At 63.5% G+C, this 18262-nt stretch carries 20 protein-coding genes; 9 read left to right on the top strand and 11 right to left on the bottom strand.

What is annotated here, in order from left to right; translation table 11 throughout:
* The first annotated feature begins 74 nt into the window (after positions 1–74).
* The 3 genes from BJY26_RS00965 to BJY26_RS00955 are packed head-to-tail and all read left to right on the top strand — an operon-like array spanning position 75 to position 2328.
* On the top strand, positions 75–1034 hold the full coding sequence (locus BJY26_RS00965; RefSeq protein WP_179424888.1) for a carbohydrate ABC transporter permease: 960 nt from the start codon (positions 75–77) through the stop codon (positions 1032–1034).
* A complete protein-coding gene (locus tag BJY26_RS00960) occupies positions 1031–1900 on the top strand; it encodes a carbohydrate ABC transporter permease (protein WP_179424886.1) in 870 nt (289 codons plus the stop codon). The genes BJY26_RS00965 and BJY26_RS00960 overlap by 4 nt, the downstream gene beginning before the upstream one ends.
* A gap of 17 nt (positions 1901–1917) precedes the next feature.
* Positions 1918–2328 carry a pilus assembly protein CpaE gene (locus tag BJY26_RS00955; protein ID WP_179424884.1) on the top strand — a complete coding sequence of 137 codons (411 nt, stop codon included), beginning with the start codon at positions 1918–1920 and terminating at the stop codon, positions 2326–2328.
* 20 nt (positions 2329–2348) lie between these two features.
* On the opposite strand, the gene BJY26_RS00950 is transcribed toward BJY26_RS00955, so the two are convergent.
* Together BJY26_RS00950 and BJY26_RS00945 are read right to left on the bottom strand one after the other, a co-directional pair.
* On the bottom strand, positions 2349–2582 hold the full coding sequence (locus tag BJY26_RS00950; RefSeq protein ID WP_179424882.1) for a hypothetical protein: 234 nt from the start codon (positions 2580–2582) through the stop codon (positions 2349–2351).
* Entirely contained in the window at positions 2579–3811 is a 1233-nt protein-coding gene (locus BJY26_RS00945; protein WP_179424881.1) for an inorganic phosphate transporter, read from the bottom strand. Before BJY26_RS00945 ends, BJY26_RS00950 begins: the two co-directional genes overlap by 4 nt.
* Positions 3812–4013: 202 nt before the next feature.
* Here BJY26_RS00945 and BJY26_RS00940 point away from each other — a divergent pair, with 202 nt between their 5' ends.
* Positions 4014–4742, top strand: coding sequence for a dienelactone hydrolase family protein (locus BJY26_RS00940; protein ID WP_179424880.1), 729 nt, complete (start codon positions 4014–4016; stop codon positions 4740–4742).
* Here the strand turns inward: BJY26_RS00940 and BJY26_RS00935 are convergent.
* The 7 genes from BJY26_RS00935 to BJY26_RS00905 form a co-directional block, all read right to left on the bottom strand.
* Positions 4739–5164, bottom strand: a complete 426-nt coding sequence (locus tag BJY26_RS00935) for a DoxX family membrane protein (protein ID WP_179424879.1) — start codon at positions 5162–5164, stop codon at positions 4739–4741. The two genes, BJY26_RS00940 and BJY26_RS00935, sit on opposite strands and share 4 nt — an antisense overlap.
* Positions 5165–5286: 122 nt before the next feature.
* Positions 5287–6156, bottom strand: a complete 870-nt coding sequence (locus tag BJY26_RS00930; protein WP_179424878.1) for a MurR/RpiR family transcriptional regulator — start codon at positions 6154–6156, stop codon at positions 5287–5289.
* Complete coding sequence (phnE, locus tag BJY26_RS00925) at positions 6149–7054, bottom strand: phosphonate ABC transporter, permease protein PhnE (RefSeq protein WP_179424877.1); 906 nt, start codon at positions 7052–7054, stop codon at positions 6149–6151. Before phnE (BJY26_RS00925) ends, BJY26_RS00930 begins: the two co-directional genes overlap by 8 nt.
* Positions 7051–7848 carry a phosphonate ABC transporter, permease protein PhnE gene (phnE, locus tag BJY26_RS00920; RefSeq protein WP_179424876.1) on the bottom strand — a complete coding sequence of 266 codons (798 nt, stop codon included), beginning with the start codon at positions 7846–7848 and terminating at the stop codon, positions 7051–7053. The genes phnE (BJY26_RS00925) and phnE (BJY26_RS00920) overlap by 4 nt, the downstream gene beginning before the upstream one ends.
* Positions 7845–8660: a phosphonate ABC transporter ATP-binding protein gene (phnC, locus tag BJY26_RS00915; RefSeq protein WP_179424875.1), complete on the bottom strand. Its 816-nt coding sequence runs from the start codon at positions 8658–8660 to the stop codon at positions 7845–7847. The genes phnE (BJY26_RS00920) and phnC overlap by 4 nt, the downstream gene beginning before the upstream one ends.
* Positions 8661–8670: 10 nt before the next feature.
* Complete coding sequence (locus BJY26_RS00910) at positions 8671–9693, bottom strand: phosphate/phosphite/phosphonate ABC transporter substrate-binding protein (RefSeq protein ID WP_179424874.1); 1023 nt, start codon at positions 9691–9693, stop codon at positions 8671–8673.
* Positions 9690–10469 carry an HAD family hydrolase gene (locus BJY26_RS00905; RefSeq protein WP_179424873.1) on the bottom strand — a complete coding sequence of 260 codons (780 nt, stop codon included), beginning with the start codon at positions 10467–10469 and terminating at the stop codon, positions 9690–9692. The genes BJY26_RS00910 and BJY26_RS00905 overlap by 4 nt, the downstream gene beginning before the upstream one ends.
* Positions 10470–10670: 201 nt before the next feature.
* Here BJY26_RS00905 and BJY26_RS00900 point away from each other — a divergent pair, with 201 nt between their 5' ends.
* The 4 genes from BJY26_RS00900 (at position 10671) to BJY26_RS00885 (ending at position 14852) form a co-directional block, all read left to right on the top strand.
* Positions 10671–11216 (top strand): GtrA family protein, encoded by a 546-nt coding sequence (locus BJY26_RS00900; protein ID WP_237248860.1) that lies wholly within the window; start codon positions 10671–10673, stop codon positions 11214–11216.
* Positions 11217–11257: 41 nt separating this feature from the next.
* A complete protein-coding gene (locus BJY26_RS00895) occupies positions 11258–12103 on the top strand; it encodes an aldo/keto reductase (RefSeq protein WP_179424871.1) in 846 nt (281 codons plus the stop codon).
* Between the two features lie 429 nt (positions 12104–12532).
* A complete protein-coding gene (locus tag BJY26_RS00890; RefSeq protein ID WP_179424869.1) occupies positions 12533–14461 on the top strand; it encodes an HNH endonuclease signature motif containing protein in 1929 nt (642 codons plus the stop codon).
* Positions 14462–14480: 19 nt separating this feature from the next.
* Positions 14481–14852 (top strand): SH3 domain-containing protein, encoded by a 372-nt coding sequence (locus BJY26_RS00885; protein ID WP_342354632.1) that lies wholly within the window; start codon positions 14481–14483, stop codon positions 14850–14852.
* A gap of 7 nt (positions 14853–14859) precedes the next feature.
* Here the strand turns inward: BJY26_RS00885 and BJY26_RS00880 are convergent.
* Positions 14860–15776 (bottom strand): IS5 family transposase gene (locus BJY26_RS00880; protein ID WP_179424865.1). Its coding sequence is split into 2 segments (ribosomal slippage): positions 14860–15200 and positions 15200–15776, totalling 918 coding nucleotides; the frame shifts between segments, so codons are not numbered across the junction.
* A gap of 183 nt (positions 15777–15959) precedes the next feature.
* On the opposite strand from BJY26_RS00880, the gene BJY26_RS00875 reads away from it, so the two are divergent.
* Complete coding sequence (locus tag BJY26_RS00875) at positions 15960–17063, top strand: fatty acid desaturase family protein (protein ID WP_179424863.1); 1104 nt, start codon at positions 15960–15962, stop codon at positions 17061–17063.
* On the opposite strand, the gene BJY26_RS00870 is transcribed toward BJY26_RS00875, so the two are convergent.
* Positions 17060–18244 (bottom strand): NAD(P)/FAD-dependent oxidoreductase, encoded by a 1185-nt coding sequence (locus tag BJY26_RS00870; RefSeq protein ID WP_179424860.1) that lies wholly within the window; start codon positions 18242–18244, stop codon positions 17060–17062. The two genes, BJY26_RS00875 and BJY26_RS00870, sit on opposite strands and share 4 nt — an antisense overlap.
* Between the last annotated feature and the right edge of the window lie 18 nt (positions 18245–18262).

Genomic DNA, 18262 nt, shown 5'->3' with positions numbered 1-18262 from the left:
GAGGCGCCGCCTCCCCGGCAACCCACCGGCTGCCCATCAGGTTCGCTAACGATCAACGTCGAAATGGATAAGTCATGACCGTCACGGACACGGCAAAGGCGCAGGAGAAGCGAAACCGCGACCCCTTCCGCGACGAACAACACCTGGAACGGGCACGGCGCTGGACGCGCCGCGGCCCCATGCTTCCGGCTCTCATCTTCTTGATCATCGTCACGCAGATTCCGATGGCGATCACCGTCATCGTGTCGTTCATCCATTGGAACGCGCTGTACCCGAACGACATTCATTTCGCCGGGTTCGACAACTACGTCGAGATCTTCTCCACCACCAGCCTGCGCGACTCGGTCGTCACAACCATCGTGCTCACCGTCGTGGTCGTCCTGATCAGTCTGGCGCTCGGACTTGCCATCGCCATCCTGCTCGATCGGAAGTTCTTCGGCCGCGGCATAGTGCGAACGCTGATGATCGCACCGTTCCTGATAGTGCCGGTCGCTGCGGCGCTCGTGTGGAAGCACGCCATCCTCAACCCCGAATACGGCTTGCTCAACGGCATCCTGAACTGGATCTGGGGGCTGTTCGGCGCCGAAGCGCCGCAACCCGACTGGATCTCGAACTGGCCGTTGATGTCGATCGAGGCAGCACTGATCTGGCAATGGACGCCGTTCATGATGCTGATCCTGCTGGCCGGTCTGCAAAGCCGACCGCTCGACGTGATCGAGGCTGCGCGTATCGACGGGGCCTCGGCGTGGCAGGTGTTCCGGTTCATGACGCTGCCGCATATGCGCCGGTACCTGGAACTGGCCGCCATGCTGGGCTGCATCTACATCGTGCAAGTGTTCGACGCCGTCTACACCATCACATCGGGCGGGCTCGGCACGGCGAACCTTCCGTACACGATCTATCAGCAATTCTTCGAAGCCCATGATTACGGTGCCGCGTCCGCGTCCGGCGTCCTGGTCGTGATCGGCTCCATCCTCGTCGCCACGTTCGCGCTGCGCAGCGTGTCGTCACTGTTGAAAGAAGAAAACCGATGACCGCACAGGTTGTAGCTCCGGCCTTACGGGCCGGACAGAAGAAGACCCGCCGCAAGGGCGCGTATCTCGGTGTCGTGGCCTGGATCATCGGGCTGATCTTCGTGATGCCGATCCTCTGGATGGTTCTCACGTCGCTGCACAGCGAAGCGGACGCCGCGACCAACCCGCCGTCGTTGTTCGCCCCGCTGACGTTGCAGGGCTATGAGAACTTCTTCGGATCGAACTCCGGCACCAGCCCGATTCCGTCTCTGATCAATTCGGCGATGGCCAGCATCTTTTCCACGATCGTCGTCTTGTGCCTGGCAATCCCGGCCGCCTACGCCTTGTCGATCCGGCCGGTACGCAAATGGTCGGACGTGCTCTTTTTCTTCCTGACCACCAAGATGCTGCCAATGGTCGCTGCGCTGCTTCCGGTGTATTTGATCGCGCAAAAGCTCGGTCTGCTCGACAGCGTGCTGTTGATGGTCATCCTTTACACGTCGATGAACCTGCCGATCGCGTTGTGGATGATGCGCTCGTTCTTGGCGGAAATCCCGGTCGAGATCCTCGAAGCCGCGTCGATCGACGGTGCGGGGCTCTTCACCACATTCCGCCGTGTCATCATTCCGATGGCCGGCCCCGGTATCGCCGCGACGTCGCTGATCTGCTTCATCTTCAGTTGGAACGAACTCCTTTTCGCCAATGTGCTCACCTCGACCGCGGCAAGCACGGCGCCGGTGTTCCTGACCGGATTCGTGACGAGCCAGGGGCTGTTCCTGGCCAAGGTGTGTGCTGCGTCGGTGGCCATCTCGATCCCGGTCCTCGTGGCAGGATTCGCGGCGCAGGACAAACTGGTGCAAGGGCTCTCGCTCGGCGCCGTCAAGTAACGGCCTAGCCTGGGAGCATGATCGGTCACGACCTTGCTCGCCGGCTCAAGGAAGCAGGACTTCGCTGGACCCCGGCGTCCGGCGACAGGTTCATCCTCGATGTCGGCGCCGACCTGGGAAGCGACGTCTTCACGGTGTCCGATATGACGGTCGACGTGCACCGCTTCGAAACGGGCACGGTGCTCGGCTTCAACGGGACGACCGAATGGGCTCTCGATTCCGTGGAACTCATGGATGCGCTGTGGTTGCCGCGCGAAGACCAGCTGCGAGAACTGCTCGGTGCCGGCTTCATCCGGCTGGAAGCTGTACAGGCCGGCTACCGGGTGGATGCGACGATCTTGGGCCGGCAGCGGCGGTTCGAGGCCGAAACGGCGGACGACGCGTACGCGGCGGCCGTGCTCGAGCTGATTTCGCTGGCGCTGGCCTGACGCGGGCGATCCGGCCGGCGTCAGCCGTGCAAGGCAGGAATTATCAAGTACAGGCCGTAGAGGACGAGGGCCGCCGAGAACACCAGGAAGAACCCGCCGAACGCCGTGGGCAATGCCGCGTTGGTGCCCGACTGGCGTCGTTCGGCAGCCGTGGCCATTGCCGCGAATCCCGCGGACAGCGCTGCGACGAGTACGAGAGCTCCGATGATCGTGACGACGGCGACAAGCCCGAGCGCCGCCCAATCGATATTCATACGTCAGCCTTTCTCGAATTGCGACGTTCCGCCCGGATGGCATCGACCGAGAGCGTCCCGTCGTCGTGAATCGCCGCGATCCGGGCCTTGCGCTCGGCCTCGGCAGCCTGCGCCAGCACGACGACGCGGTCGGAATCGTTGACGTTCTGATGCGAAACGGCGTTGCGCTTCGACATCAACCAGATCCAAGCCGACAGCACGGCCAACGTGGCCAGCAGGATGACGATGCCGATGAAATCGAGTCTCACGGCCAAAGCGGCGAGTCCGCCGATGATCGCGGCAGCCGGCAGCGTGATGACCCAGGCCGCGAGCATCGTGCGTACGACGCTCCAGCGGATCTTCGAGCCGCGTCGGCCGATCCCCGAACCGATGATCGAACCCGTGCACACGTGGGTGGTGGACAGACCGAAGCCCAAATGCGATGACGCGAGGATCGCCGCCGTCGATGACGCTTCGGCCGCGAATCCCTGGGGCGCTTCGATTTCGACGATGCCCTTGCCCATGGTGCGCATGATGCGCCAGCCGCCCGAGTACGTCCCCAGGCCCATGGCCAAGCCGGCGGCCAGCACCACCCACAGCTCGGGACCGGAGCCGGACGGTTGGAAGTTTGCCGCGATCAGCACCAACGTGATCACGCCCATGGTCTTCTGGCCGTCGGACGTGCCGTGCGCCAATGCGACGAGTGACGCCGTCACTGTCTGGCCGTGCTTGAACCCCGAGGTCCGCCCGCCGCGGCTCTTGGCAGTGATCCGGTACGCCAGCACTGTCGCTGCCGTGGCCGCAACCGCCGCCACGACCGGCGCGATGAGGGCCGGCAGGAGAACCTTCGACATGACGACGCCGAAATCGACGGCATGCATGCCGGCCCCGACGATCACGGCGCCGATCAGGCCGCCGAACAGGGCGTGCGATGAACTGGACGGCAAGCCGAACAACCATGTCACGAGGTTCCACACGATCGCGCCGGCCAAGCCGGCCAGTACTATCCCCGGGGAGATCAGGGACTCGTCGCCGATCAGGCCGCCGGAGATCGTCTTGGCCACCTCGGTGGCGATGAACGCACCGACGACGTTCAACACGGCGGCCAACAGCACCGCGACGCGGGGCTTCAACGCGCCGGTGGCCACCGACGTCGCCATGGCGTTGGCGCTGTCGTGAAACCCGTTGGTGAAGTCGAAGGCCAAGGCCACGACGATCACGGCTATCACGACGAAGAGAGCTTCGGTCATTATCGTCCGTTTCGCAATTGAGGATTCGTGCTACACCCCCATAGGTAGCAGGGCGAAACGAGCGGAGGGTGACGTCAAGGTGAACAACAGGCAAACTTGACCGGGATCCGGGTCGGTTCCTGCCGCCCACCGGCTTCGTCGACCATGGACGACGTATTGGTCCAGCCGGTCGACGTCGCCGAGCCAGACGTAGAGTTCCACTATGGGATTAAATGTCGAATACGGTGACGGTCAGACTGGATTTTTCACGGCGGCCACGGGGACGCCAAAGGGCGGTCTCGTGGTGATTCATGAGGTCTGGGGACTGACCGATCACATCAAGGATGTCGCCGGCCGGTTCGCTGCCGAAGGGTATGTGACGCTGGCGCCGGACCTGTTGAGCGGTGTGGGTATCGACCCGGCCGAGGCGGCCGAATTGCAGGCCGATCTGTTCGATCCGGAAAAGCGCAACGCCGCCCAGCCGCGCCTGCGTCAATTGATGGCTCCCATGCAGTCGCCCGAGTTCGGCAGGCAGACGACCGAACGGGTCCAGCAGGCCTTCGACCATTTGGCCGGGCTCTCCGAGACGGGCGGACGCGTTGGCGTGGTCGGCTATTGTTTCGGCGGCACGTACGCGTTTGCGCTGGCCGTGGCCGAGCCGCGATTGCGCGCCGCGGTGCCGTACTACGGGCATGCGGATTACGGCCGCGATGAACTTGGGGCAATCAAGTGCCCCGTGCTGGCGTTCTACGGCGAGGACGACGCAAATCTGATGGCGTCACTGCCCGAGCTGACCGATTCGATGCACGCCGCCGGCGTCGACTTCAGAGCCCACACGTACCCGGGGGCCGGGCACGCGTTCTTCAACGACACGAACCGGCACGCGTACGCCGAGGAAGCCGCGAACGACGCATGGCGGCGAACGCTGGACTTCCTCGGCACGGCTATTTAGTTCTTCTTCTTTTTCTTCTTCTTGCCGCTGCCGTCGATGAGCAGGGCCAATGCGATGGCGACCAGCCACGAATCCTTGGCCAGTGCCGTTCCGCTGGCCGACGGCCGGATGCCGTCTTCTTGAGTGGCCTCCGGCGTCCGGAAATACATGGTCAGCAGGCAGCCGGAAAATGCCGCCAAGCCGAGGCCCGCCAGCCGGCTGGGGATGAACGGGGCAATCAGCGTGGACCCCAGGGTGATCTCACCGGCGGCGAGCAGTTTGGCGAACTGTTCGGCCGGGAGATCGCCGAGTCGCGGGAGGACGCGCGTCGCACTTTCTTGCAGCCACGCGGCGGTGCCCTCGTCGGCGGAAAGCTTGCCGACGCCGGAGTTGAGGATAAAAGCGCCCGAGGCCAGACGGAGTGGCAGATGGCTGAGTTTCATGTGACGTCCAATCTGAAGGTGACAGGTGCTGGGGCGAACGCTGGCCGCCTACCGATGATCGTAGCGCGTACCCGTGACCGCCGGATAGGCGCTCGCATGCTCCCGCGTCCATTCGGCCAGACTCATTCGGCCAGACTATCGCCGACGACTTCGAGCGCGATCGCCTTGGCCCGGGCCGCGTCGTCCCCGAGGTCGTGCGTGGTCGCCGCAATGAGCCCCTCGATGAGGATGGCCTGCGGGATCCGTGTCGTTGCCGTCAACTCGCTGGCGAACGACAAATCGGGCATGCCGACAATCAAGGCGATATCGGCTGCCGTGGCGATCGGCGAGTGCGAGAACGCCGTGACGGCCACCACCCCGGCGCCCGCCGAAGCCGCTGCCCGCACGGATTGCAGGGACAGGGTCGACGATCCGCTCCCGCTGATGACCAGGAGTAGATCGCCCGTGCCCAGTAGCCTGGCCGCGACCTGTTGAGCAATCGCATCGCTCGGAGCCTGCGCGTCCCGTCCGATCGACGTCAGCCTGCCTGCTGCATCGGCTGCCAGCGTGGCGGACAGGCCGTTGCCGACGACGACGACCCGGCGAGCGCTCGCCAACAGTGCCACGGCTGCGGCGACGGCGTCCGGATCGAGGATCGCAGTCATGGCGTCGACCGCGGACCCGACCTGAGAAAACGTTCGGGCAACTATCGCGCCGGGGCCCTCGCCGTCGCCGTCCGCGGCCCCGGCCGGAACGGTGAACGCCGCGTCTCGGGCCAACATCACCCGCAACTGCTGGTAGCCGGAGAACCCGAGCGCCTGGCAGGTGCGCACGACCGTGGCCCTCGAGGCGCCGGCCAGGTCGGCGACCTGGGTCGACGTCATCTCGACGATGTCGGAGCTGCGGCCCAGCAGGACGCCGGCCACAGCCTGTTCGGCCGGCAGCAACGAGGGTGCTTGCGAGCGGATGGCGGCAATCACGCCGCCCGGCCGCGGATGTGAGCGTTCAGTCATTATCGGAAACTACCATCGTGTCTTTGGCCTCGGGAGTGGGCGAGCGGCGTCCGAGCAACGGCAGTTTCCAGGTGCCGTCAATGATGCGATGGCGCACCATCCCCGAGAGTTGGTCGATCGCCATCGTCACGACGATGACGACGATGAGGAGCATGCCGACGCCGTCCCAGATCCGGTACTGCACATTGTCGGTCAGCATCTTGCCGATACCGCCGGCGCCGATCAGGCCGAGAATGGCCGACGCACGCACATTGATCTCGAACCTGTACAGCCAGAACGCGAAGACCTCCGGCTGTGCTTGCGGCCACACGCCCCATCGCATTTGTGCGACGGGACTGCCGCCGACCGAGGCGGTGGCCTCGAGAGGGCCGGAATCTATCGATTCAAAGCTCTCATACCCCCATTTGCCGAGCGTGCCGATCGAGCCGACCGCGAGCGCCAACGCGCCGGTGAACGCCGTCAGCCCGGTCACGGACAGGATGAGCACGGCGATCACCACTTCGGGCACTGCGCGGATCAGCGCAAAGAGCCCGCGCATCGGCCACCGGACGGCCGCCGGAGCGACGCCGCGCGCCGCCAGGAAACTCAAGGGGAACGACACGATGATGCCGATCACCGTGCCCAGCCACGCCATTTGCACGGACAAGATCGTCGCGCTGAACGCCTCCGGCAGTTTGCCGAGGTCGGGCGGGCCGAACATGAGCGTCAGATATTTCCACAGGTTCGCCGGAAAATCGGCAAGCTCCGACCATTTGATGTCGACGCTCCAGACCGCGGCGACGACCAGTGCCGTGATGACGAGCCAGACGATCTTGGCGGCGACCCGGCGGGGTCGACGACCGGGGCCGGCCGGGCCCGGCGGCGCCGCCTGCGGCGCTTGACGCGTGACGGCGCTCATCGGGCCAACCTCTTGCGCAGCAGTGACGAGGCGAACTCGATGACGACGACTATCACCAGGATCTCCAAGATGATCAGGCTGAGGTCGTGGTAGCGGTAGAACGTGCGGACTCGGTCGATGAGCATGCCGAGTCCGCCCGCGCCAACCAGGCCGATCACCGTCGACGCTCGGATGTTGAGCTCGAACGTGTAGAGCACCTGGGACGTGAACGACGGCATCACCTGCGGCAGCATGGCGACCCGGTCGGCCTTGAACCAGCTGCCGCCGGCCGAAAGCGCGGCTTCTTGCGGGCCGACGTCCAGCCCATCGATCGCTTCGGAGACCAGCTTCACGATGATGCCGAAGTCGAACAGGATCAGCGCAAAGATGCCGGAGATCGCGCCCGTACCGACCACGCTGACGAGCACTGCGGCGTACAGGAGATCGGGCACGGAGCGAACGATGTTCATGATGAACCGGACTGCGGCAAGCAACGAGTTGTTCGGGTTCGTGCTTCGCGAGGCGAGGAATGCCACGGGCAGCGAGATGGCTGCGCTCACGGCAGTTGCAATGACTGCCATTTGCACTGTCTCGAGCACTGCTTGGCCGGTTCCCGGGATGAACCAGTAATCGGGCTGCAGCAGGCTGGCGATAGTGGCGCTGGCGTTGTTCCAGTTGTCGACGATTGCTGCGAAATCCACGTGGACGCCGAATGCCGACCAGACGGTGATGCCGGCAATGACTATCAGGACCGCCGCGGTTTTCCACCGTGTCGGCGGCTTGGCCGGGGGAGCCGATTTCGCGGCCGTGCTCATGACGCCGGGCCCAAATGCGCCCCTGCCGCATGGCCGGGCGCGTCGAGAACGTCGTCCGCGGTCAGAGAACGCCCGTAGATGCTTTCGAAGGCGGCGTCGTCTGCGTCTGCCGGGGTGCCGTCAAACACGATCTCGCCGGACCGCAGACCGATCAGCCGGTCGCTGTACCGGCGCGCCAGATCCAGAAAGTGCAGATTGGTGATCACGGTGATGCCGAGTTCGGCGTTGATCTTTTGCAAATCGCGCATCACGACGTGCGAGGTAGGCGGATCCAGCGAGGCGACCGGCTCATCGGCAAGAATGATCTGCGGGCGCTGCGCCAGCGTGCGGGCAATTCCCACGCGCTGTTGTTGGCCGCCGGAGAGGTCGGAGGCGCGCGCGTACGCTTTGGGCAGAATCTCGACGCGGGCCAGCGCGTCGAGAGCCAGGTTGACGTCGTCCTTCTTCCATGCGCCGAGCAGCGTGCGCCACACCGACGTGTGGTAGAGCCTGCCCATCAACACGTTGCTCAACACAGTCGCGCGCCCGACGAGGTTGAACCCCTGGAACACCATGCCGACCCCGGAGCGGAGCTCGCGCAAGCGCCGGCCCGAGAGGTCCCGGAGGGACTTGTCACCCACCGTGATGTCGCCGTCCGTGATCGGGACAAGGCCGTTGATGCTGCGAACGAAAGTGGACTTGCCCGCACCGGAGAGCCCGACCACGCCGATCATTTGTCCGGCCGGGATGTCGACGGTGATGTCGCGCAGGCCGGAGAAGCCGTTCGGGTAGGTCACTCCGACATGGTCGAAGCGGATATCTGGCTGGGTCATGACGATGCCCTCAGCCGAGGCCGATGGACTTGGCTGTGTCTTGAGTTTGCTTCAGCGCCTTCGGATCGGCCTTCTTCAGCCCGGTGATCTGATAGATGGCCGTCAGCGCCTTCACGCCGGCTTTCGTTGTGGAATAGTCCAGCATGGCTTTCGAGATCTTCTGTTGCCAGGACGGTGACAACTTCGAGGTGATCGAGACGCCGTCATTGGGGACTTCCTTGGTCAGGGCGAACACGACAACCTTCTTGCCGACGTCGGGAGTATCCGGCTTCACCACCTCGCGGGCATCCCAGTAGGAAGTGCCGACTTCGGCGTCACCCTTGTAGACGGCGAGCACGGAGGCATCGTTGGCGGTGACCTGGACCGTGTCGATGTCCTTCTTCACATCGAGTCCGGCCTTCTTCATGGCGGCGACCGGGAAGATGTAGCCGGCCGGCGAGGCGGCCTGGAGGAGGGAGACCTTCGCACCCTTCATTTTGGTCAGCGAATCGAGGCCTGCCGGGCCGTTGCCGCTCGCCGTCCCGTTGCAGTACATCAAGCCGTTCGGGCCCTTCTTCGGGGTGTCGTCGCAGTACTTCTTGGGCTTGTTGGTGAAGAACTGGGCGGCATAGCTCGTTTTCCCGTTCCGCACCGTCTGCAGCGAGGGGACCGCGCCGTATTTATCGCACGCCTGGCTCATTTGGAGCGACGGCAGCATGCCGATCTGAGCCTGGCCGGCACCGATCGCTTCGACTGCGGCTTGGTAGTCCTGCGTGATGACGCCGTGTACCGGGATCCCCAAGCGCTTCGTGAGCGCCTTTTCCAACGGCTTGACGGTTTGGACAAGCTTTTTGGCGTCCCCCGAGGGCACGAGAGCAAGCGTGAGCTTCTTCGGGTCTTTGGCCGATTTGTCGCTGCTACCGGTGCATACCTTCGAGGAGGCCCCGGTGGCTGACGCATCGGACGTTTCACGGGCACCGCATCCGGTGAGAGTGAGACTTGCCGCCAGACTGACGACGGCCAGACCGGCCACGGCGATTCGGGACGATTTCATGACGGGTTCCCTTGATAGTGATTCGGTGGATTCCGGGTGTGCGCGTGCGAGTTCGCGGCGACGGACTGGAAGTCGAGCGGGTGCTCGGCCCATGACCGGATGGCCGGATAGAGATCGGTGAATGTGGCGGCGTGCAGGTGGGACGGCCCGGTGTGGTGACTCCAGCGGTCGATATAGGCCGTCGCGCTACCGAATGCATACGCCGGCGCGATGTCGTTGTCATAGACGTCGCCGACGCTCATCAATAAGGCCGGGTCTCGGTCGCCGGCGAATTCCGACAGCAGTGCCGGCAGGCCCTCGGGCTTGTGTGATTCCGGGTGGATCGAGTCGATGACATCGGTCAGCCCGAGCGACGAGAGCGTTTCTTTCACGCCGTCCAGCGGCGCGTTCGTCACCAACGCTCGGTCGGCGAGCTCGCCGACGTCGGTCAAGAACTCGTGCAGACCTTCGGGCGCCGATACTCCGGCCGACAGTCCGGTGGCCAACGCGGCACGGCTTTCGCGATAGGCCTCTTGACGGTCATCGGCGTCGACGATGTCGGCGGTCAGTTCGGCGACCGCAGAATAGCCGTCTTTATAGCGGGGAGCGTCCGTGCAGCCGTCCAGGAACTCGGCCAGCCGGGCTCGGATCGCGGCGTCTTTGTCGGCGCCGTCGACTCGGCGCAGGACGGCGTCCGCGTAGGCCCACACCGGACCATCGCCGATGCAGACCGTCCCGTCAAAATCGAGGATGAGAAGCGGGCGGTCGCGATCGGGGAGCGGTGTGGCGTAGGGCACATCGCTACTGTAATCCGTCGATGAACGGATTGTCCATGGAAAAAGTTATGAAGAAACAAATGTTCATCCGTCGGTCATGTCGATGTCGTGACTTTGCATAGTGTGAATAAGTGCACACCGCGTAAACTTGCACTGACTGCAAAACATGGTTGGATAGTAGGGGCCGTTGGGACAACAATGTTGTATAAGACGGTTGCGCCGGTGCGTACTATCGCGCCGGCCGAACTGAGACTCGATGGGAGGGCTGTGATGGCACGAGGGCGCCAATCCACACACGGCACCCTCGGACGGCTCGCCACGGAACTTGCGAAATTCGGAGCAGTCGGCACTGTCGCATTCTTTGTCGACCTTGCCGTTTACAACGCCTTGGCGTTCACGATCATGGACGACAATCCGATCGGCGCCAAGGTCTTTGCCGTTCTGGTCTCGACAATCGTGTCGTGGCTCGGAAGTCGGTATTGGACATTCAAGGACGGCGCCGCGAAGTCCGCTCCAGCGGAACTTTTCTGGTTCGTCCTCATCAATGCCGGCGGGTTCGTCATTGCGGCCCTGTGCCTTGTCGTCTCGCACTACATGATGGGGTTGACGTCGAAGCTCGCCGACAATGTCTCGGCCAACTTCGTCGGTCTCGCGCTTGGAAACGTGTTCCGGTACTTCATGTACAAGTTCCTGCTCTACAAGATCCCAACCAGGCGAATTGCGTCGTCGACGGCCGGCCGTTCCGATGCCGAAAGCGGCAAGCGGTAGGCTCTGGAATATTTCTCCGGTGTTGAGGGCTGGAGGTAGATATGAGCGATCAAGCCGGAAACATCACAGTCAAAGACCTCGGAACGACGCGCCGCCTCGGGTTCGGTGCCATGCGCATCACGGGGGAGGGGATCTGGGGCGAGCCCGCCGACCGCGACTCGGCCAAGGCCGTCGTCCGCAGGGCCGTCGAGCTTGGAATCGACTTCATCGACACCGCCGACTCGTATGGTCCCGAAGTGAGCGAGAGGATCATTGCCGAAGCGCTGCAACCGTATCCGCAAGGACTGCGTATTGCCACCAAAGCCGGGCAGGTGCGCACCGGACCCGGAAAATGGATCCCACTCGGCCGTCCCGAATACTTGCGGCAGCAGGCCGAGCTCAGCCTGCGCCGGCTGGGAGTGGACAAACTCGATCTATTCCAGCTGCACCGCATCGACAGGACAATCGATGCCGCCGAGCAGTTCGGCGTCATGGCCGAGCTGCAAAAGGAAGGCAAAGTCGGCGCACTCGGTCTTTCGGCGGTGTCGATCGACGATATCGAGACGGCTCGGGAGCACTTCACCGTCGCCACGGTGCAGAATCGCTACAACCTGGCCGATCGCGAGTCCGACGACGTGCTCGACTACTGCACGAAGAACGACATAGCGTTCATCCCCTATGCGCCGATCGACGGCGGAAAACTGATGGACGACGGCAGTGCGGTGGACGCCGTTGCCACTCGTTTGGGGGCCAGTCGCGCGCAGGTGGCGCTCGCTTGGCTGTTGCAGCGCTCGCCCATGGTGCTTCCGATTCCGGGCACTGCGTCGATCCCGCACCTCGAGGACAATATGGGCGCGGCCGAATTGACGCTGGACGCCGCTTCCGTCGCCGAGCTGGACGCCGCCTGACGCGAACAAGGATTCGCCGGCAGACCCCAACGCGCGGGAATTGAAGTAGTCCTGTCCGTCCCGGTATGGACACCCGGGAGGTGCCGTTTGGCTTTCGGGCTGGGTTCGGTGGGTGAGCCTGAGGTCTGCCTGGTTTCGAAGTTGGGCTGTCCGTCCTGGTATGGACACCCGGGAGGTGCCGTTTGGCTTTCGGGCTGGGTTCGGTGGATGAGCCTGAGGTCTGCCTGGTTTCGAAGTTGGGCTGTCCGTCCTGGTATGGACACCCGGGAGGGACAGGTTGCGAGTGGTGGGCAGCGTGGGTATTTCGCGGGTTGGGCTGTCCGTCGTGGAGCGGACACCCGGAATATGCCGCCGCTGGTCAGACGGCCATTACTTCGGCCGCAGCTCGTTCTCACCGGCAATGTCAGTGGTCCCTGACACAGTAGAACCATGAAGACGACGAGCGAGTGGTCAACAGGATCCGACGGACGCCGGAAGGTGACGATCCGGACCGACGAACCAGGCGATTGCGACGTGTTCACCGCGGTATTGAAGTCTGTTCCGCAAATCATTGCCGACGTCGCGTTCAGGTCCTCCGGTGACGATTCCTCCGGTGACGATGGCGGGCTATCGGATGACCTTCCGGCGCTGGCCGAGCTTGCGGGCGTTCGAGCATCGAATCTGGACGCAGGGGAGTGCCTGCGCTTAGCTGGTCAATGCGCACGGATAATGGCGTTCGTCGAGGGCCGACAGGCCGAGCTTTTGGCGGCTTTCGGCCGAGCGCGCATCGATCCGGACAAGGTCTTCACTTCGACTGGGCAGTTTCAGGTTGGCGACTCACCGCCGGACACGGCCGCGCCAACAGACCCGAAACCGCACCCGGCTCCGAGCCCACCTCCGAATGAGGACGACGATCCGGCGCCTTGGTCGACGTCCGGAAAATACCGGAATATGGCCGGGTGCGGTCCCGGCAAGTCAGCTGCGACCTCGAAAGTCGCCGCTCCGGCTGCTGAAGCGACCGACAATGCCACGGCCGCTGCGGAAGGGCTCTCGGCGCGCGAAATATTCGCTGACGCTCTTGAGCGTTGGGCAGGCGACGAAGTCGCATGTGAATTGGATGTGGCCGTGTCGACAGGATGTTCGCGTTTGACTGAGTCCCTCATCATGGTGGCGCTGCTGCCGAGGTGTTTGAAAGCCTTCAAATCCGGGCTGCTCTCCCGGCGCCGACTGCACTGCCTGACGTTCAAATGCAGGCTTCTTCCGCCCGACCTCGTCCAAGAACTCGATGCAACCGTCGCCGGTTGGGATTCTCGCATCAGCTTTCCCGCATTCGGCAAGAGGATTGACCGGTGGCTCATGCGACACGAGGCGGGGCAAGCGGATCGGCTTTACCGGCAAGCCGTCGAGCATCGGCACGTCACTTTCCAGCCCGATCGGTACGGCGGCGCCTGGCTGAGTGCGTACGGGCCCGCCGATACGCTCCAAGGGCTTTATCAGCGTCTCAGCCAGACCGCTCGTAGTCAGCAGAACGATCCGCCGTCGGCCGAGCAGATGGACGAGGCTACTGCGGCCGGAGGCGGGCTGGCCGACCAACTTCGAGCAGCAGACGAACTGAACCCCGGAGTGAGCGGCGTCGAAGTAAGCGTTGCGCACCGAGGGCGTTCGATCGAACAGCGTCGCTTTGATCTGCTTGCCGGAGCGGATGTCGCTACGCCGGCCGGGGTCACATTGAATCCGGCCCAGGTTCGAGTCGGTGTCACAGTGCCGCTCATGACTCTTATGGGTGAACCGCTGCCCGGTGAGATGGCCGGTTATGGCCCGATCCCGGCCCGCATGGCCCGCCTATTGGCGGCTAAAGCGCCATGGATTGAACGTGTGCTCGTTGATCCGATTACCGCTCGCCCGATCGACGCTGAACGTCGGAAGTACCAGATCTCCACTGCCGCAAGAGAATTCATCCGTTCGCGCAATCCCGAATGCACAATGCCGGATTGCAGCAGAGCGGCAAGCTTGTGTCAGCTCGACCATATCGACCCATGGATAGACGGAGAGTCGGGCGGACTGTCCACCCCCGACAACCTCCAGCCAGCCTGCGTACGTCACCACCAGGCGAAGACCGCTAAAAGGTTCGCCGCCAACGTTGTCCGGCCCGAACCCGGCAAGCCAAGCGGTACCCGACCGGACCATGAGTCGGAGGACCACCCCAGGCGCCCAAGTGCTGCGGAACGCCGCCGCAGATGGCTGGGTCATTGGAGGACCGAGCCGCGAATTATCCGCTGGACAATGCCGACGGGACGGAGCTACGACACGATCGATGACCATGATCCGGACGCCGTGAACGAACACGTCGAAGCCATCAAGAGGTATACGCGCGACTAGGGCGTGTCTCCCATAGACGGTGAGGGCCTGTGCTGATGGGAGAATTGACGCTGTGCGATACGTGTTGACGGCAGATCATGAAATCCCAGACCGCGCACCGTTGGCGATCAAGCCCGGGGATGTTGTTCAGGTCGGAGATTGGGACACAGAGTGGCCTGCTTTCGTATTCGTGACAGCATCACGGGGGACGGGATGGGTGCCTGGGCGTCACCTCGATATCGACGGCTCCGTTGGCACCTGTTGCGTCGCGTACGACACGACCGAGCTGCCGGCTGTCGCGGGCGAGAGCGTCGATGTCATTGAGGACGATGCCGAGAGCGGCTGGTCCTGGTGTCGGAACTCTGGTGGCCGTGAGGGATGGATCCCGCACCGCGTCCTTACTGTTGCGTGACCGATCGTCATACGCGTAGCCAGGTGAGGATGGCGCAGAGGGTGACGCCGGCGCGGTAGGTGATCGCGAGTTTGTCGAACCTGGTGGCGATGCCACGCCATTGCTTGGCGAGGGCGAAGAATCGCTCGACGACGTTCCTTCGCTTGTATGCCTCGGCATCGAGCCCGGACGGGCGTCCACCTCGACTGCCGCGTCGTTTGCGGGCGGCGGCCTGGTCTCGCTTGTCGGGAATCACCGCCTTGATTGCCCGTCGCCGCAGCTGGCTGCGAATCACGCCGGTCGAATAGGCGCGGTCGGCGAGCACAGCATCCGGACGAGTGCGTGGCCGGCCACGGCCGAGCCGGGGACGTGGATCTGGGCGAGCATCCCGGTCAGCATCGCGCCGTCGTTGCGCTGCCCGCCGGTGACGATCATGCCCAACGGGCGCCCGTTCCCGCCGACGGCCTGGTGGATCTTCGTGGTCAACCCGCCGCGGGAGCGGCCGATGCCGTGGCCGGGCGGCTCAACCTCGTGCCAGGGCAGATTCTTGTGATTCGATCCCGCCCCGTGTGTCCTGCTTAGGACGGGGGGGGTGTTCGTCGCGTGCTGATGAGCACGCGCGATCGTCGCATCGATCGATACCGCCCAGTCGATCTTCCCGGCCGTGTCGGCCTCGGCGAGAATCTGCGTCAGGACCCGATCCCAGGTGCCGTCGCCAGCGTATCGGCGGTGCCGCTTCCACACCGTCTGCCACGGACCGAACTGCTCACGAGGCAGATCACGCCACGGAATCCCGGTACGGAACCGATAGGCAATGCCCTCCACGACGCGACGGTTGTCGCCGAACGGGTGACCAGGGAGCCCCGAGTTCGAGGGCAACAGCGGCTCGATCCTCTCCCACTGCCTATCCGTGAACACCCGGTACCGTGATCCCGTCGACCTCATCCAGCCAGCATCCCGTGAGCCTCACCGCACATATGGGAGACACGCCCTAGACATACTGCGTACACGGCTCGACTGCCCATTCGTCAACTCGGCCAATCGGGCGTAGCGTGGCAAGCAGCCATAAACGCCGGCTTGGCGACGACTCTGGCTCGGTCGTAGAAGTCTCGACTGAGGAGTCGCGCAATGGCATCATCAACCCTCTCGACCATCAATGCGCCGGAAGAAACGACGGGCAAGATTCGTAAGAACCGGATGACAAGCGAATATTCCGGTCTGCTTCAGCAAATCAAAGAGGCAGGGCTATTACGGCGCAGGCATTCGTACTATGCCGTGAAGATCGTCGGAACTGTCGCCGCCCTCGTGGCTACCGCATTCGCGTTCTTCCTCGTGGGAAACACGTGGTTCCAGCTGATAGTCGCGGGAGCCCTGGCAGTAGTCTTCACCCAGTTGGCGTTCATCGGACACGAAACAGCGCACCGGCAAGTGTTCCGCTCCGGAAGACTCAACGACTGGTTCGGCGTTGTCTTGTCGAATCTCATCGTCGGCCTGAGCTACGGCTGGTGGAACAACAAACACAATCGGCACCACGGCAATCCGAACACCATCGGTAAAGACCCCGACATCGTGGACGCCGTCATTGTGTTCACTCCCGAGCAAGCCCAACGCCGGCATGGCCTTGCCAGAACGATCTCGGGCAAACAGGGCTACTTCTTCTTTCCGCTGTTGCTTCTCGAAGGTATCAACTTGCATAAGGATGCATTGCGCACCGTGTTCGGGAGGAAGAAGCTGAGTCGTCGTTGGGCCGAGATGACGCTTCTCACCATCCGGCTATGCGGCGTTCCCGCGGTTGTGTTCATCTTCCTGTCGCCCGGCCTGGCCACCGCGTTCCTCGGCGTCCAGCTCGGAGTTTTCGGTCTCTACATGGGCTCGACGTTCGCACCCAACCACAAGGGAATGCCGTTGATTCCGGCGGGTACGAAGGTCGACTTCCTCCAACGACAAGTTCTCACCTCACGCAATATTCGAAGCAATTGGTTTATCGACTGGTTCATGGGCGGCCTGAACTTTCAGGTCGAACATCATCTGTTCCCGTCAATGCCCAGGCCGAACTTACGCGCGGCTCAACGCATTGTGCGCGAGTACTGCCTCGATCGTGATGTGGCGTATACGGAAGTAGGCATCTTCCGATCGTGGGCGATAGTCGTCACGTACCTCAATCGGGTCGGCCTGGGGCAGCGCGACCCGTTCGAATGCCCGATGATCGCCCAGATGCGTCCGCGAGCCTAGATCCGGTCGCGCAGATCGTCGTCAGTCAACCGCGAGTCCTCGGCCATGACGGCCAGCGCGTCATCGGTGCTGCCGAAAAGATTCCACAACAGGACGCCGCGGATGCCATCGCCGTCGCGGTAATAGACGACCTTCCCGCCGTCCGGCTTGTCGACCTCGACCATTGGTTTCGAGGCGTCCAAATCGCCAACTGCTTCATACCCGCTGTCGAAGATGTCCGACCAGAAGTACGGCGTGTGCAGATAGTCGTTCGGGCTCCCGGCCAGATTCGCTCCCGCCGTCTGCCCCATCTCGCCGGCATTGTCGATGTGCTCGACGCGGCGACGGCCCAAGATGGCGTCCGGGTAATTCGCCACGTCGCCGGCCGCGAAAACGTCGTCCGCCGACGTGCGCAACTGCGAATCGACGACGATGCCGTCATCCACTGCGATACCGGCACGTTCGGCAAGTTCGACGGACGGCGCGATCCCGAGACCCAGCACAACGACGTCCGCGGTCACCTCGGCGCCGTCCGACAGTGACAGCGACACCGATTGCTCACCGACGCTGCCGCCGTCAACACGGACGCCGCGCTTCAAGTCGACGCCATGGTCGCTGAAGGATTTCTCAATTTGTTCGCGCACACTTTCCGGGTACGCTCTGTCGCCAATCGTCTCGTTCGGGAAGATCAACGTCACCGAACAGCCCGCGGTCGATAGTGACGCTGCGATCTCGGTACCGATGAATGACGCGCCGACCACAGCGATATGACCGCGACGGGCCGCCACGTCGACGAGCCGGCGGTAGTCGGCCGCCGTCCTGAAATAGATCGTCCGGTCGCCGGCAGGAAGCGACGGGACTGTGCGCGGATGCCCACCGGTGGCAAGCAAAAGCTTTCCGTACCCGATGGCGTGGCCACGCTCGCTGTGCACGGTGTGTGCTCGCGTGTCGATCGCTGTCACGACGGTCTTCGTCAGCACTTGCGCATCGGTAGCCTGCTCGGTGTCCAGCCAGATATCGCTGAACGACGCTTCGGGATCGTTCCAGAGATCCTTCGACAGCTTCGGCCGGTCGTACGGCGGATCGACGTCGTCGCCGACGATCCCTATCGAACCGTGCTCATCAACCGAGCGGATGCCCCGCGCCGCACCATCGGCCGCGGGCCCTCCGCCGACAATCAGATAATCGTAGTAGTCACGCATAACAACCTCCATGACGTC

The sequence above is a fragment of the Spelaeicoccus albus genome, from assembly GCF_013409065.1.
Lineage (GTDB): Bacteria > Actinomycetota > Actinomycetes > Actinomycetales > Brevibacteriaceae > Spelaeicoccus > Spelaeicoccus albus.
The sequence above is the reverse complement of the archived record's forward strand: the minus strand, read 5'-3'. Positions and strand labels throughout refer to the sequence as shown.